We start from the raw sequence: 14850 nt of genomic DNA, 5'->3' as shown, positions 1-14850 counted from the left end.
CCGCATGCGCTTGTGATGACGATTATGTGAGCGCGCGCGAATTCGCTAATTGAATGCTTCTTAGAAGAACTCTTAGAAGCGCTCCAATATTTCCAGGGATTGCCGAGACGTCAGCGCAAGTTCTTCTCGATCTCGAGCATCTCGGCGGCGATCGCCGTGAGCTGATCGACCTGCTGCAATAGCGCGTGGAACTCGGCTTCGCTCAGATGTTCCAGCAGCCGCCGATTGCGCTCCTGGGCGCCTTCGACGATCGCATCATGCGCAGCGAGGCCAGTCGCGGTCAGCGAGATCAGCACCTCGCGGCTGTCCTTCGGATTTGCCGCTTTCGCGATCAGCTTGCGCGACAACAGATTTGCCAACGCGCGGCTGATCTGTCCCTTGTCCTGGCCGACGGCTTCGGCGAGCCGCGCCACGCTCATCGGCGGCCGCCGGCCGAGCGAGGCGACGAGGCCGAACTCGACCGAGTTCAGCCCGGTGAGACGCTTGTAGCGAAGGATGGCGCCCCGCTTGAGCAAATTGGCGAGCACCATCAACCGCGACGACAGCATCACGGTGATCGGCGCCGCCGGATCGCGCTCGCCCGTGTCCGACGACGTCGACCCGCCCCTGCACTCGGTCTGGCTCATGTTCCACCTCTGCCAAGAAAGCCGGGGCCTGCCAAGTCCGGGTCCCCGTGGGCCCCCCGCCTCATCCGAATGCGTCTAAGAGGCATTTGGAAGATCGTTGACATTGTCATCGATTTATTTTTCACTGCGGACAAGGCGAGAAATGAAGCCCGGCCGGCACGGCCCAAGCGGGAGGACCAGCATGACCATCACCCAGCGGGATCGCGATCTCGGCACGGCCTATGCGATGAAGCCGGCGCATACACGCACCGAGCTCACCTCGGTCGTGCGGGGCACGCCGATGGGCGAACTGCTCCGCCGCTACTGGCATCCGGTCGGGCTCACCAGCGACGCCACCGACACACCGAAGAAGGTGCGTGCGCTGGGCGAGGATCTCGTGCTGTTCCGCGACAAGCATGGCCGCGCCGGCCTCCTGCACGCGCGCTGCTGTCACCGCGGCACCACGCTTTACTACGGCAAGGTCGAGGAGGACGGCATCCGCTGCTGCTATCACGGCTGGAAGTTCGACACCGAGGGCCACTGCCTGGAGCAGCCCTGCGAGCCTGATGGCGGCCAGTTCAAGGACAAGGTGCGCCAGCCCTGGTATCCGGTCGAAGAGCGCTACGGATTGATCTTCGCCTATATGGGCCCGGCGCAGAAGCGTCCGGTCCTGCCGGCTTACGAGTGCCTGGAGAACATGGACGACGGCGAGCTGGTCGAGGCCGATGATTCCTCAATCGGCGGCGGTGGCCCCGCGATCATCCCCTGCAACTGGCTCCAGCATTTCGAGAACGTGGTCGATCCCTACCACGTACCGGTGCTGCACGGCTCGTTCTCCGGTCCGCAATTCACCAACATGATGGCGTCGATCCCGGAGGTGAAGTTCGAGAAATCGCCGCGCGGCGTCCTCGTGCGCTCCGAGCGCAAGCAGGACGACGGCAAGGTGTTCTATCGCGTCAGCGAGGCGGCGCTGCCGACGCTGCGCGTGGTGCCGAACCCGCGCGTCGCGCAGTTCGCCCGCGTCGAGTCGATCGGCTGGGTACTTCCGATCGACGATACGTCCTTCCGCATCTATGTCGCCGGCCGCGTCAAGAATTCAGGTGACATCGGCCGCATGCGCTCGAAATTCAACGGCAAGTACTGGTGGGACATGACGGAAGCCGAGCACCAGCAATTCCCGGGCGACTATGAGGCCCAAGTCGGCCAGGGCGATGTAACGGTTCACTCCGAGGAGCACTTCGGCCAGAGCGACCGCGGCATCCTCATGATCCGGCGCATGCTGAGCGACCAGCTCGACGCGCTCGCCGCAGGCCGTGATCCGATCGGCGTCTCGTTCGATGGCGGCGCGCCGCCGGTCGAGTTCGAAGCGGGGAATTACATCCGCGAAGGCTGACTCAGCCGGCTCAACGAGGGCCGGACCGACAACGACAACAAAGACGGATTGGGGGAAGCGATGGTCGATGTCACGTCACAAATGTCGGTGCAAACGGCTGCCGCGGCAAAACCCTCGGCGCGGCGCTATTACGTGCTGGGGCTGCTCACCATCATCTACGCGCTGAACTTCCTCGACCGCACGATCTTCAACGTGCTGATCGAGCCCATCAAGAAGGAGTTCGCGCTCAGCGACACCATGATGGGCCTGCTCGCGGGTTTCGGCTTTGCACTGTTCTATTCCCTGCTCGGCATCCCCATCGCGCGTGTCGCCGACCGGTTTAACCGGCGCAACATCGTCGCCGTCGCCTTCGCGTTCTGGAGCGCGATGACGGCCCTGTGCGGCGCGGCCACCAGCCTGACCTCGCTGGCGCTGGCGCGCATCGGCGTCGGCATCGGCGAGTCCGCGGGCTCGCCGGCCTCGCAGTCGATCGTCGCCGATCTCTTCGCCAAGAACGAGCGCCCGCGCGCGCTCGGCATCTACGCCATCGGCACCTATCTCGGCGTCTTCCTCGGCTATTTCGTCGGCGGCTACGTCAACCAGCACTATGGCTGGCGGATGGCCTTCTACGCCGCCGGCCTGCCCGGCATGCTGCTCGCATTGGTGCTGTGGCTGACGATCTCCGAGCCGAAGCGCGGCGCGATGCAGGAGAGCTTTGTCCCCGAGCCGCTCGGACCGACGCTGCGTTTCCTCGCCTCGCAGCGAAGCTTCCTGATCGTGTTGATCGGATTCTGCCTCACCACCTACACGAACTACGCGACCGCGGCCTGGATCCCGCCGTTCCTGGCGCGCGTGCACCATCTGACGAGCGCCGAGATCGGCACCTATGCCGGCACCTTCAAGGGGCTGGCCGGCATGGCCGGTACCCTGCTCGGCGGCTTCGTGGTGGCGCAAGTGGGCCGCCGCGACGACCGCTGGAAGCTGTGGGCGCCCGCGATCACCTCCGGCCTCGCCGGCCCCGTGTTCGCGCTGTGCATGCTGACGCAGGACTTTGCGATGATGGTGGCCATGCTGGCGCTCACCTCGTTCCTGGTCGGCTTCCACCTCGGACCGATCTTCGCAATCGCGCAAACCGTGGCCAAACCAAGCATGCGGGCGCTCGCCTCCGCCCTCATTGCGCTCACTGCCACCTGCTTCGGCCAGGGCGTCGGCCCGCTCGCGGTCGGAATGGTCAACGACGCCCTGAAGGGCAGCTATGGCGCAGACGCCGTGCGCTATTCCCTGCTCTCGGCGGCGGTCACGACCACGCTCGGCGCCGCCCTGTTCGTCTGGGCCGCCCGCACGATCCGGGACGATATCGGCCGGGCCGCCGTCTGAGACCGGCCTCCAGCCCCCACCCGGCGAAACCCGCCAAGCGGGGAGATGAAACCATTTTGCGGAACCCGCGAAACCATCCGGAAACAGACTGCCCCTAGAAGAGGAGCCACAGACGGCGGCAAAGCCCGTCGGGAGGCTCAGATGAACCATTCAATTCACTCTGCTGATCGTGCGACCCACCTGAAGATCGTGGTGGTGGCGCTGATTGCCGGCATTGCAGTGGCCGGTTTCGGGATTGCAGCCCGCACCAACGCCGATTCCACCCAGACCGCCCAGTCGACCCACGTGATCAAAGCCGGCAAGCCGGTGGTGGTGACCAGCGCGGGCACCTCTGAGATTCGCTGATACGCCCTGTTCCGGGCTTGACCGATGGCCGCCTCCGGGCGGCCTTTTCGTTTTCCAGAGCAATGCTTCGCCGAGATGCACCGGCAAAGCGCAACGTCCTTGACTTCACCAAGCCCCGCCTTTAAGTCCCCCCTCGTTCCGCGCGCGTTCAGCGAGCCACGCGGGAGTAGCTCAGTTGGTTAGAGCGCCGGCCTGTCACGCCGGAGGTCGCGGGTTCGAGCCCCGTCTCTCGCGCCATTTTGGCAATCCCTTCAAAGTCTTGACCCGAACTTCCCGATGCCTTTCGTGGCTGCGCCTGCCGCTGCCGGCGGCCGGCTGGACCGAGGCATAGTCAGCCCGCGCCCGAATCGTCTACGCCTCCAAGGATCTAGAGGATCCCCCTCACATTTCACGGCTTTTCCGGGGACCCCTGTCATTGGATCAGGAGGCCAGACATGGCTAAGAAAGATTCGGCAAAGAAGGCAGCCACTCCCGCCACCATCACGCTCAAGCACCTCGCCGCTGACATCGCGGAGAGCCAGGACCTGTCGAAAAAGCGCGCCGAGGCCGTTTTGACCGACATGGTCGAGCTGATCACCAAGCACCTGAAGAAGGGCGACCGCGTCCGGATCGTCGGCCTCGGCATCCTCCAGGTCCGCAAGCGCGCCGCCCGCACCGGCCGCAATCCCACGACCGGCGAGCCGATCCACATCAAGGCCAGCAAGAAGGTGGGGTTCCGCCCCGTCAAGGAGCTGAAAGAGGCGATCTAGCAATGACGTTTCGTTAAGTCTGATCCTGTCGCGTTCCGGCCGCAACGCGGCCCGCTTTTCTGGTATATCGCCTCTCTCCCCTGACCCGGCGGTTTGACCAGAAATGTCCTCCCTCACATTCTCGCATACCGTGACCGAGCGCTTCCTGCGCTACGTCACCATCGACACCCAGTCCGATCCGGAATCCCCTAACTCGCCCTCGACCGAGAAGCAGAAGGATCTCGGCCGCGTGCTCGCCGCCGAGCTGAAAGCCATGGGCGTTGAGGACGCCCATCTCGACGATTACGGCTACGTCTACGGTACGATCCCGGCCAACACCGACAAGAAGGTGCCGGTGATCTGCTTCTGCTCGCACATGGACACCTCGCCCGACGTCACCGGCAAGGACGTCAAGCCGCAGGTCGTGAAGAACTATCGCGGCGGCGATCTCACCCTGCCGGGCGACACCAGCCAGGTGATCCGCTTCGCCGAGCACCCTGCCCTGAAGAATCAGATCGGGAACGACATCATCACCACCGACGGCACCACGCTGCTCGGTGCCGACAACAAGGCCGGCGTCGCCGAGATCATGGATGCCGCGCATTTCTTCATCAACAACCCTGATGTGAAGCATGGCACCATCAAGATCCTGTTCACGCCGGACGAGGAGATAGGCCGCGGCGTCGACAACGTCGACCTGAAAAAGCTCGGCGCCGACTTCGGCTACACCATGGACGGCGAGAGCGCAGGCTGCGTCGAGGACGAAACCTTCTCGGCCGACGGGGCCACCATCACCATCACCGGCGTCAGCGCTCATCCCGGTTATGCCAAGGGCAAGATGGAGCACGCGATCAAGATCGCCGCCGCCATCGTCGAGCGGCTGCCGAGGGAGGGCTGCTCGCCGGAGACGACCTCGGGCAAGCAGGGCTTCCTGCATCCGGTCGGCATCGAGGGCGCGCTGGAGCAGGCGACGCTCTCCTTCATCGTGCGCGACTTCACCGAGGAAGGGTTGAAGGAGAAGGAAGTCCTGCTCGAGAACATCGTCAAGGACGTGATGACGGACTATCCGCGCTCGACCTACAAGCTAGAGATCAGGGAGCAGTATCGCAACATGAAGCAGGTGATCGACCGTCACCCGCACGTCCTCGAATACGCGATCGAGGCGATCCGCCGCGCCGGCCTGCGCCCGATGCGCACCGCGATCCGCGGCGGCACGGATGGCTCGCGCCTGTCCTTCATGGGCCTGCCCTGCCCCAACATCTTCGCCGGCGAGCACGCGTTTCACTCCCGGCTCGAATGGGTCAGCCGGCAGGACATGGAGAAGGCGGTGCAGACCATCGTCCACCTCGCCATGATCTGGGAAGAGAAGGCCTAGCGCCACTCGAAGAGACAGCGATGGCCGGGCTGCTCCCGGCCATCGTCTCGTAGCTTACGGCACCGGCATCGCGCGCGGGGTGCGATGGAATCGGTTCGAGCTCGCCATCCAGTTCGGCAGCGGATCTCCGTCGCGGTGGCGTCCGCCGGCAACGGCGGCGGCCCAGGCCACTGCTGCGCCGATCAGGGCCGCGACCGCAACCGAGAAGGCGATCATGACCGAGTTGCGCCGCGCGCGGCTGATCGCCGTCTGCGACTGCGCGATCGCCGCATCGACCCGCCGCTCGGAGTCCGGCGCCGACAATCCGGTCAACGCGGCCACCTGCTGCACGAGGTAGGTCCGGTCATCGGCGCTGACGCCGCTGTGGCTCGATGACGTCATCAGGATGCGTCCGGCCTCGGCGCGGGCGTCCCGCATGTCGGTGTTGGGCGGCCGGCGCGGTGCGCGGAACAGCTTGTCGAGCTCGTAGCTCAGCAGCGGCTCGGCGGAGGTCGCGTTGCCGGCGCCGCTGCGCGTGGGCGAACGGTCGATCGCGGCCGCACCGATGATTGCAAGCAGTGCCGCGCCGATCAGCACGGCCAGAGCCCACGACATCAGCCCATGCAGCCCGTCCCGCCGCTCGCCGTCGTCTTCGATCGTTGCCAGCGCAGGCGCCGGTCGCGCGGTCCGGCCGGCGATGTAACCGCCGAAGCCGAAGCTGATGATTGCCTGGATGATCAGATACAGCCCGGAGAGCAGTGCCAGCGCGACTGAAGCGTCCCGCCAGGTCGGCGAGGCCGAGCTGACACCGAGCCCGATGGCGACGCCAAAGCTGACCAGGATGAACGACATCGCGCCGGCGGCGAACGCGCCTGCGAGCACCGAACTCCACTGGATTGTCCGGCGATCCTCAGTGGCCACGATGCTGCCTTCCATGACATCCTCCTGCACGAGAGTCTCGATAGCCATCGCAGGTCTCTCAACGCAGGCCGAAGAACGACAAGATCGCCATGATCACGACGATCAAGCCGATGAGATAGATCAGTCCGTCCATTGTCCCGTCCTCCTCAAACGCTCCGGATCGCTAATCAGCGCGGGTCACGAACGTTCCTAATTTTCGCAGGCGGCGGAACGGATTGGCGGCATGGGAGTTGTCTGTTCGAGTCCCAAGGGATGAAGATTGAGAGCACGAGAGGCCTCAGCCGGTCAGACCCGGCTGGGGCCTTTTCGCATTTGCGCGCCTTTGGTTGTCCTATGTTAACGACGCCGCTGGCCGGATCATCAAAGATGCGATCGGGGCGGAACCTTCCGGACCGGGAGCGCCGCGTGGATCGCAGAACAGCCTGCCTGCATCAGGCAGATGCATTCCGGGAAAGGGCGATCGCCGATCCCGAGCACCACGACGAATGGATCGACGAAGCCATCAAATGGCTCGAACGCGCGATGGAAGCGGGCCGTCGGGCCGCCGTCACGGTCGAGCCGGCAGACCTCTGCGCGATCTCCCAGCCGGCAACCGAACGGCCGCAGTAGCGGTGCGCTTCTGGTCGAGCCGCCGGCGCTCTCCCTTTGGCACAGGGCGCGCAAACCAATGGCCAAGTCGTGATGTGGGTCTGTTTGCAGGTTCCGCTACGCCGTGCGACAATGGGGTATGCTGCTGAAACGGTTCGCCAACGCTGTGGTGATGCTGCTCGTCGCGGTCGGGCTCCTGCTCGCGCCGCTGGCGGGCCCGGCATCTGCCATGGCGGTGTCGGGTGCAGGAAGCAGCATGGTCGCAATGGCGGGCGACACGCAGGACATGGCTGAGGACATGCCCTGCTGTCCGGACCAGACCAAGAGCAAGACCTGCGACTCCTGCCCGTTCGTCGCGCTGTGCATGCTGAGCCTGTCGCTCTCCGCTCCATCCGGAGCGAGTTCGATGATCGAACGGCTGCCGCAGACGAGCACGCTGGCGCCGGGCAATGACCGCCTGCGCGACGGCCTCGGGGCCAAACCTCCCGACCATCCTCCTCGAACCCGGGCCTGATCGGCGCTGAACGCGCCTCATGATCGTGCGCGCCGACATCGGCGTGCGCGCCATTGCCTGCCGCTCGCTGCATCTGGTGCAGCGCCTGCGGCTCCATCAGACCTATCGAGGAACTTTAGATCATGACGACTACCAAGCTCGCGCGCGCCGCCATGGCCGCGCTGATCGGTACTGCGCTCACGGGTGCCGCCCATGCTGAAATCAAGAACTACGAATTCCAGCTCATTCAGCCGACGGTTAAGGCCGGTGCGGATCGCATCGTGACCGTGCGGCTGTTCGACAAGAGCAGCGGCAAGGCGATATCCGACGCGGTGATCTTCGCCAGCCGGCTCGACATGGCCCCCGACGGCATGCAGGAGATGACCACCAAGGTGACGGCGATGCCGGGCACCGACCCCGGGACCTACCGCTTCAAGGCCAATTTCAGCATGGCCGGACGCTGGCAACTCTCGCTCGGGGCCAAGGTGCAGGGCGAAGCCGGCACGGTCGAAAACAAGCTCGTCGTCACGGCCGAGAAGTGACCCGCCTCGCCGTGACAGGCACTGCCGTCGCGATCGCCGCGGCAGCAGGTGTCGCCCTGGTTGCCGGCCGCGCGACGCAGCCTCCGCCAGATCAGGGCTCGCTGACCTCTGCCGCGCATGCGGCGGACGCGGGCGCACCGATCTATTTCCGGGATCCGGACGGCAAGCCGTTCTACTCGCTCACCCCCAGGAAGACCGCCGACGGCCGCGACTATCGCGCCGTGCGGGCGAGCGAGGACATCAGCTTCGACGGGCCCGATGAAGCGCCTGATGTCAGCACGGCCGACGCCAAGGTCGACCGCAAGATCAAGTTCTACCGCAACCCGATGGGCCTGGCGGATACGTCGCCGGTGCCGAAGAAGGATTCGATGGGGATGGCTTACATTCCCGTCTACGAAGGCGAGGACAGCGACGACGGTTCGGTGAAACTCTCGCCCGGTAAGATCCAGCGCAGCGGCGTCAAATCCGAGCCAGTCGAACTGCGACGGATCAGAACGCTGGTGCGCGCGCCCGGCACGATCCAGCTCGATGAACGCCGGGTCTCCGTGGTCGCGATGCGCGCCGAGAGTTTTGTGCAGAAAGTCGCCGACGTCACCACCGGCAGCCGCGTCACCAAGGGACAGCCGCTGCTGGAGATCTACAGCTCCGCGGTCTCGTCCGCGGCGGCGGAATATCTCGCAACGATCACCTCGAAGACCACCGCAGGGATCGAGCCCTATGGTCGCGGCTCCCGGCAGCGCCTGGTCAATCTCGACGTCCCCGAACCCGTCATCGCGGAGATGGAAAAGAACCATTCGGTGCCGATCACCATCCCGTGGTCGTCGCCGCGCGACGGCGTCGTACTCCAGCGCAACGCCATCGAGGGCATGCGCGCCCAGCCCGGCGACGTTCTGTTTCGCATCGCCGACATCTCGCGGGTCTGGGCGACGGTCGACGTGGCCGAGCGCGACCTCGGCAATGTCGCTGTCGGCCAGCCCGTGACGGTGCGGGCCCGCAGCTATCCCGGCCGGGACTTCACGGGCCTGATCGGCGTGATCTATCCGCAGGTGAACAAGGAGACCCGCACGGCGCGAATACGAATTGAGCTGGCGAACGCCGACCTCGCCCTGCTTCCCGACATGTATGTCGATGCCGAGATCGACACGGGCACCCCCGTGCCGGTCCTCAGCGTCGCCGAGAGCGCGCTGCTGGACAGCGGCAGCCGGCAGGCCGTGCTGGTCGACAAAGGCCAGGGCCGTTTCGAGCCGCGCGAAGTCAAGCCCGGGCGGCGCGGTGACGGCTATGTCGAAATCCGCGACGGCCTTGCCGAGGGCGACGCCGTCGTCACCTCCGCCAACTTCCTGATCGACGCCGAGAGCAATCTGAAGGCGGCGCTGAAAGGCTTCGTCGAGGCCGGCACAGCGCAAGACGGCGACAAGGCATCGGGAGCAAAACCATGATCGCGCGCATCATCGCATGGTCGGCGCGCAACCTGCTCCTGGTGCTGTTCGGCGCCGGCTTTGCCGCCACCGCAGGTCTCTATGCTCTCGTCCACCTGCCGCTCGACGCCATCCCCGATCTCTCCGACACCCAGGTCATCGTCTACACCGAATATCAGGGACAGGCGCCGCAGGTGATCGAGGACCAGGTCACCTATCCCCTCACCACGGCGATGCTGACGATGCCGAAATCGAAGGTGGTGCGCGGGTTCTCGTTCTTCGGCGTCTCCTTCGTCTACGTCATCTTCGAGGACGGCACCGACATCTATTGGGCGCGCTCGCGCGTGCTCGAATTCCTCAACGGCGCGGCATCACGACTACCGGCCGGCGTAACGCCGACGATCGGCCCCGACGCCACCGGCGTCGGCTGGGTTTACCAATACGCCGTGATGTCGAAAGCGCTGAACCTCGCGGAGACCAGGGCGATACAGGACTGGAACCTGAAATTCGCGCTGGCCAAGGCTGAAGGCGTCGCCGAGGTCGCGAGCGTCGGCGGCTTCGTCAAGCAGTACAATGTCATCCTCGATCCGCAGCGCATGCGTGACCTCGGCATCACCATGCAGAAGATGCGCGAGGCCATCCGCGCCAGCAATGCCGATGTCGGCGGCCGCACCGTCGAGCTGTCCGAGTTCGAATATGTCATCCGCGGCAAGGGCTATCTCAGGAGCATCGAGGACATCGGCAACATCGTGCTGAAGACCGACAACGGCACGCCGGTCAAGTTGCGCGACGTCGCCCGCGTCGAGCTCGGCCCGGACGAGCGGCGCGGCATTGCCGAACTCAACGGCGAGGGCGAGGTCGCGAGCGGCATCGTGCTTCAGCGTTTCGGCATGAACGCGCTGGACGTGATCGAGAACGTCAAGAAGCGGTTCAGGGAGATCGCAACCAGCCTGCCGAAATCGGTCGAGTTCGTTCCGGTCTACGACCGCTCGAACCTGATCTACGCCGCGATCGATACGCTGAGGCATACGCTGGTGGAGGAGAGCATCGTGGTTGCCCTCGTCTGCATCGTGTTCCTGCTGCATGTCCGCAGCGCACTGGTCGCGATCCTGATGCTTCCCGTCGGCGTTCTGATGGCCTTTGGCGCCATGAAGCTGCTCGGGATCGGATCCAACATCATGAGTCTCGGCGGCATCGCGATCGCGATCGGCGCCATGATCGACGCCGCGATCGTCATGATCGAGAACGCGCACAAGCACCTCGAACGCGCCGAGCCCGGCCGTTCGCGGCTCGCGATCCTGATCGAGGCCGCGGCCGAAGTCGGCCCTGCCCTGTTCTTCAGCCTCCTGATCATCACCGTGTCGTTCATGCCGATCTTCACGCTGGAGTCGCAGGAAGGCCGGCTGTTCAGCCCGCTCGCCTTCACCAAGACCTTTGCGATGGCGGCGGCGGCGCTGCTGTCGGTGACCCTGGTGCCGGCGCTGATGGTGATCTTCGTGCGCGGCAGGATCATCCCCGAGCACAAGAATCCCCTCAATCGCTTCCTGATCTGGATCTATCGCCCGGTGATATCAGGCGTGCTGCGTGCCAAAATCCCCGTCATCCTGCTCGCACTCGGCGTGCTCACCGCCTCGTTCTGGCCAGCGCGGCAGCTTGGCACCGAGTTCATGCCCAACCTCAACGAAGGCACCCTGCTCTACATGCCGACAACGCTACCCGGCATTTCCGTGACCAAGGCCGCCGAGCTGATGCAGACCCAGGACCGCATCATCCGTTCGTTTCCGGAGGTTGCCTCGGTCTACGGCAAGGCCGGCCGCGCAGCGACCGCAACCGATCCCGCACCGTCGGAGATGTTCGAGACCATCGTCAATCTGAAGCCGAAGACGGAGTGGCGTGCAGGCGTGACCGTCGACAGCCTGGTCGCCGAGATGGACAAGGCGCTGCAGTTTCCCGGCGTCTCCAACGCCTGGACCATGCCGATCAAGGCCCGCATCGACATGCTCTCGACCGGCATCCGCACGCCCGTCGGCGTCAAGGTCATCGGCACCGATCTCGCCGGGATCGACAAGCTTGCAAAGCAGGTCGAGCAGGTGCTCAAGGCCGTGCCCGGCACCTCCTCGGCCTATGCCGAGCGCGGCCTCGGCGGTTATTACCTCGAGATCACGCCGAACCGCGAGGCGCTGGCCCGCTATGGCATCGCGATGCAGGACGTGCAGGACACGATCGCGACCGCACTCGGCGGCCAGACCGTGACGACCACAGTGGAGGGACGTCAGCGCTTCACGGTCAACATGCGCTACCCGCGCGACCTGCGCGACAATCCGAAGGCGATCAGCAACGACATCCTGGTGCCGATGCCATCAGGCGGCGCCGTTCCTCTCGGCGAAGTCGCAATCGTGACGCCGGCACGCGGCCCGACCTCGATCCGGACCGAGAACGGCCAGCTCGCCACCTACATCTATGTCGACATCCGTGACCGCGATCTCGGCGGCTATGTCAGGGATGCCCAGCGCGCGGTGCAGGCGAGCGTCCAGTTCCCGCCCGGCTACTATGTGGTCTGGAGCGGGCAATACGAGTATCTCGAACGCGCGACCGCGCGGCTCAAGATCGTGGTGCCGGTGACGCTGCTGATCATCTTCCTGCTGCTCTATCTCAACTTCCGCTCGGTCACAGAGACCATGATCGTCATGCTCTCGCTGCCCTTCGCCCTCGTCGGCGGCCTCTGGCTGATGTGGTGGCTCGGATTCAACCTGTCGGTCGCGGTCGCTGTCGGCTTCATCGCACTGGCGGGCGTGGCGGCCGAGACCGGCGTGGTGATGCTGATCTATCTCAACCATACGCTGGCCGAGACCAGGGCGCGCTGCGCGGCTGCCGAGCGCGCGTTCGCGCGCGAGGATCTCTACGCCGCCATCATGGAGGGTGCCGTCGAACGCGTCCGTCCAAAGATGATGACCGTGGTCGCGATCATGGCCGGCCTGCTGCCGATCATGTGGAGCACGGGCACCGGCTCGGAGATCATGCAGCGCATCGCGGTGCCGATGATCGGCGGCATGATCTCGTCGACCCTGCTGACGCTAATCGTGATCCCCGCGATCTTCGGGATCGTCAAGGGCTTCGGGCTGCCATCCTCACCCGGCATGGACGCCAAGCCCCCCCTCCATGTCGAAAGCCCCGAGCAACACCGCGACGTGCTGGAGCCTGCGCAATGAGTGGACGTTGGACGATCGCGAGAGGCTCATGCCGACCTGACAAAGCTGCTGAACTGAAAATTCTGCACCGATTGCCACGGCGTCGCATGCTGGTGACGGCGATGGTCCGTCAACGCAAAGCCGGCGCCGAGCAGCGCCCCAATGCTGTCGGCGCTGTGGCGCGTCACCGGCAGGCCGCTGCACTTCTCCGGACCATCGACTGCGAATGTGCCGATAACGATATGGCCGCCGATCGTCACGGCCCGTCTGACACACGCGATGTAAGCGGCTTGTTCTTCCAGCGCGTTGAGGAAATGAAACGCGGCGCGGTCGTGCCAGACGTCATATGTCCGCGTTGGCTGCCAGGCCGTCACGTCGGCCACGACCCACGCCACGCCGTTGCCGGCCGCACCGAGCCGCGCCCGCGACGCCGCGAGCGCCGCGCCAGACAGATCGAGCACGGTCAGGTCCGCATATCCGGCGGACAACAGCGCATCGACCAGCCGAGACGCCCCACCACCGATATCAACGATTGAAGAGGTCGGCCCCGCGCCGGTCAGCGCAATCAATTCGAGCGAGGGCGACGGGCTCTCCTGGAACCAGCTCACCTCGCGTTCGCCCTTACTCTCGTAGACAGCCTGCCAATGGGCCGCCCGGCTTGAATTCGTCATGCCGTTTACCCTGGTCTCCGCAGGTCGGCGATTGCGGTTTGCAACCATTCCACCAAATTTCGCGCGGCTAGGCCGTACGCGTTCTCAACTCCGCCGTGGAGTGCTGCGCCACCACGACGGCTCCCTGGAGCGCGAGGCCGGCCATGATCGCCGCCACGATGACGTCGGGCCATCCCGTGCCGGTCCCGAACACTCCAAGCGCTGCCAGCAACACGGCGATGTTGCCGAGCACGTCGTTGCGGGTGCAGATCCAGGCGGAGCGCATGTTAGCGTCGCCCTTGCGATAGGCCCACAACAGCCCGAAGGAGGCGACGTTCGCGGCAAGCGCCGCGACACCAACCGCCCCCATGGTGAACGCGCTCGGCAACGTGCCATGGGCTGCGTGCCAGACCACCGTGCCGACGACCCACAGGCCGAAGGCCCCCATCGTCAGCCCCTTCGCGAGCGCCGCGGCCGCGCGATAGCGCAGCGCCATGCCGACCACGAGAAGGCTGATGGCGTAGTTCGCGGCATCTCCGAGAAAATCGAGCGCGTCGGCCTGGAGCGAGGCCGATCCGGCCGCAAGGCCCGCGCCGATCTCCGCCAAGAACATGACGGCATTGATGGCCAGCACGGCCCACAGCACGCGGCGATAGGCCTTGTTGTCGCGATGGCGATCGAGATTGAGCGGCGGCGGTGAGCAGCATGCGTCGGCCATATCCGAAAGATAGGGCGACTGCCCGCCCGAGACAATCGGGCCAGTCGGGCAACCCGCGACATCTCGTTGCGGTACGTAACATTGTTGCGGGTCGACACTGTTCCCGTCGCCGTGCTAGGCCAGCCTGACGTTAGGGAAAGCGACGCCGTGTTCTCGTTCCGCCGGTCCATCAGGAAGGTGTTCCGCCCGCGCAATTGGCGCGGATCCCTGGCCGTCGTCTGCGCCATGCTCTATCTGCTCTCGGGCGCCCTTCACGCCAGCCAGTGCGTCGATGTCGCCAATCCGTTCGGCCAGTCGGAACTCATCTCGATGGCAGGTACGCCGGGAGACGGCGACGGCAAGACGATCGCGGCGCATCACTGCCACGGCTGTTTCTCGGTGACCGTCGCACAACCCGTCGAGCCCGACACATCGGTCGATCTCCACACGGTCCCGACTTCGTTTCGCGAGCCCGCCTCGGCCGGCATCGACCCCGATATGGAATCGCCTCCCCCCAAACATCTGACCTGAACCGATCAGCCGGGCGCGCACGCGTCCACGACGCTTTTGTT

Annotated in this window: 15 protein-coding genes and 1 tRNA gene; 12 read left to right on the top strand and 4 right to left on the bottom strand. The window is 65.3% G+C overall.

Annotation, left to right across the window (positions count from 1 at the left end; translation table 11 throughout):
- Positions 1-110 precede the first annotated feature (110 nt).
- On the bottom strand, positions 111-626 hold the full coding sequence (locus NLM27_RS11235; RefSeq protein WP_254143360.1) for a MarR family winged helix-turn-helix transcriptional regulator: 516 nt from the start codon (positions 624-626) through the stop codon (positions 111-113).
- 181 nt (positions 627-807) lie between these two features.
- On the opposite strand from NLM27_RS11235, the gene NLM27_RS11230 reads away from it, so the two are divergent.
- The 6 genes from NLM27_RS11230 to pepT all read left to right on the top strand — a co-directional run bounded on the left by NLM27_RS11230 (position 808) and on the right by pepT (position 5802).
- Positions 808-1998: an aromatic ring-hydroxylating dioxygenase subunit alpha gene (locus NLM27_RS11230; protein WP_254143359.1), complete on the top strand. Its 1191-nt coding sequence runs from the start codon at positions 808-810 to the stop codon at positions 1996-1998.
- Between the two features lie 60 nt (positions 1999-2058).
- Positions 2059-3354 carry an MFS transporter gene (locus tag NLM27_RS11225; protein ID WP_254143358.1) on the top strand — a complete coding sequence of 432 codons (1296 nt, stop codon included), beginning with the start codon at positions 2059-2061 and terminating at the stop codon, positions 3352-3354.
- A 141-nt stretch (positions 3355-3495) separates the two neighbouring features.
- Positions 3496-3699 carry a hypothetical protein gene (locus tag NLM27_RS11220; RefSeq protein WP_254143357.1) on the top strand — a complete coding sequence of 68 codons (204 nt, stop codon included), beginning with the start codon at positions 3496-3498 and terminating at the stop codon, positions 3697-3699.
- Positions 3700-3859: 160 nt separating this feature from the next.
- A tRNA-Asp gene (locus NLM27_RS11215) sits at positions 3860-3936 on the top strand.
- Between the two features lie 197 nt (positions 3937-4133).
- Positions 4134-4448: an HU family DNA-binding protein gene (locus NLM27_RS11210; RefSeq protein ID WP_254143356.1), complete on the top strand. Its 315-nt coding sequence runs from the start codon at positions 4134-4136 to the stop codon at positions 4446-4448.
- A 103-nt stretch (positions 4449-4551) separates the two neighbouring features.
- On the top strand, positions 4552-5802 hold the full coding sequence (gene pepT, locus NLM27_RS11205) for a peptidase T (protein WP_254143355.1): 1251 nt from the start codon (positions 4552-4554) through the stop codon (positions 5800-5802).
- Between the two features lie 54 nt (positions 5803-5856).
- On the opposite strand, the gene NLM27_RS11200 is transcribed toward pepT, so the two are convergent.
- Positions 5857-6750 (bottom strand): hypothetical protein, encoded by an 894-nt coding sequence (locus NLM27_RS11200; RefSeq protein ID WP_254143354.1) that lies wholly within the window; start codon positions 6748-6750, stop codon positions 5857-5859.
- A 357-nt stretch (positions 6751-7107) separates the two neighbouring features.
- Here NLM27_RS11200 and NLM27_RS11195 point away from each other — a divergent pair, with 357 nt between their 5' ends.
- The 5 genes from NLM27_RS11195 to NLM27_RS11175 all read left to right on the top strand — a co-directional run bounded on the left by NLM27_RS11195 (position 7108) and on the right by NLM27_RS11175 (position 12952).
- Positions 7108-7311 carry a hypothetical protein gene (locus NLM27_RS11195; RefSeq protein ID WP_254143353.1) on the top strand — a complete coding sequence of 68 codons (204 nt, stop codon included), beginning with the start codon at positions 7108-7110 and terminating at the stop codon, positions 7309-7311.
- A gap of 118 nt (positions 7312-7429) precedes the next feature.
- Complete coding sequence (locus tag NLM27_RS11190; RefSeq protein ID WP_254143352.1) at positions 7430-7804, top strand: hypothetical protein; 375 nt, start codon at positions 7430-7432, stop codon at positions 7802-7804.
- 122 nt (positions 7805-7926) lie between these two features.
- Complete coding sequence (locus NLM27_RS11185; RefSeq protein ID WP_254143351.1) at positions 7927-8325, top strand: FixH family protein; 399 nt, start codon at positions 7927-7929, stop codon at positions 8323-8325.
- A complete protein-coding gene (locus NLM27_RS11180; protein WP_254143350.1) occupies positions 8322-9764 on the top strand; it encodes an efflux RND transporter periplasmic adaptor subunit in 1443 nt (480 codons plus the stop codon). The genes NLM27_RS11185 and NLM27_RS11180 overlap by 4 nt, the downstream gene beginning before the upstream one ends.
- Positions 9761-12952 (top strand): efflux RND transporter permease subunit, encoded by a 3192-nt coding sequence (locus tag NLM27_RS11175; protein ID WP_254143349.1) that lies wholly within the window; start codon positions 9761-9763, stop codon positions 12950-12952. Before NLM27_RS11180 ends, NLM27_RS11175 begins: the two co-directional genes overlap by 4 nt.
- 26 nt (positions 12953-12978) lie before the next feature.
- Here the strand turns inward: NLM27_RS11175 and NLM27_RS11170 are convergent, their stop codons facing one another.
- Both NLM27_RS11170 and NLM27_RS11165 read right to left on the bottom strand, forming a co-directional pair.
- Entirely contained in the window at positions 12979-13602 is a 624-nt protein-coding gene (locus NLM27_RS11170) for a trans-aconitate 2-methyltransferase (RefSeq protein WP_254143348.1), read from the bottom strand.
- Between the two features lie 67 nt (positions 13603-13669).
- Entirely contained in the window at positions 13670-14299 is a 630-nt protein-coding gene (locus tag NLM27_RS11165; protein ID WP_254143347.1) for a cation transporter, read from the bottom strand.
- 66 nt (positions 14300-14365) lie between these two features.
- Here NLM27_RS11165 and NLM27_RS11160 point away from each other — a divergent pair, with 66 nt between their 5' ends.
- Positions 14366-14809: a hypothetical protein gene (locus tag NLM27_RS11160; RefSeq protein WP_254143346.1), complete on the top strand. Its 444-nt coding sequence runs from the start codon at positions 14366-14368 to the stop codon at positions 14807-14809.
- Positions 14810-14850 lie beyond the last annotated feature (41 nt).

Origin of the sequence: Bradyrhizobium sp. CCGB12, from assembly GCF_024199845.1 — a bacterium.
In the GTDB taxonomy this organism is placed as follows: Bacteria; Pseudomonadota; Alphaproteobacteria; order Rhizobiales; family Xanthobacteraceae; genus Bradyrhizobium.
The sequence above is the reverse complement of the archived record's forward strand: the minus strand, read 5'-3'. Positions and strand labels throughout refer to the sequence as shown.